The 357-nt window shown below is 63.6% G+C and carries 1 protein-coding gene; it reads right to left on the minus strand.

Annotated features, from left to right (window positions below; genetic code table 11):
• The coding region (locus AX690_RS11770; protein WP_156449639.1) for a DDE-type integrase/transposase/recombinase at positions 1-357 on the minus strand (357 nt) is incomplete at both ends.

Consider the following 357-nt stretch of genomic DNA (forward strand, 5'->3'; position numbering starts at 1 on the left):
TGCCCTGGGTCTGGGGATGGTAGGGCGCGCCCCGGACGTGTTTCATCTCCTGCTTACCCAGCCAGTCGGCCAGTTCGCCAGAGATGTAGCTGGAACCATTGTCCGACAGCAGGCGCGGCTTGTGGCGGACGTGGACGCGGTCGCAGCCCGAGGCCTTGAGCGCCAGTTCCAGCGTGTCGGTGACGTCGCCGGCCTTCATGGTCGTGCACAGCTTCCAGGCCACGACGTAGCGCGAGAAGTCGTCCAGGATCGTCGACAGATAGACCCAGCCCCATCCAATGATCTTGAAGTAGGTGAAGTCGGTCTGCCACATCTGGTTGGGCGCCGTGGTCTTGTCGGTGAACGCCTTGGCGGCCT

Origin of the sequence: Caulobacter sp. CCH9-E1, assembly GCF_001556515.1 — a bacterium.
Lineage (GTDB): Bacteria > Pseudomonadota > Alphaproteobacteria > Caulobacterales > Caulobacteraceae > Caulobacter.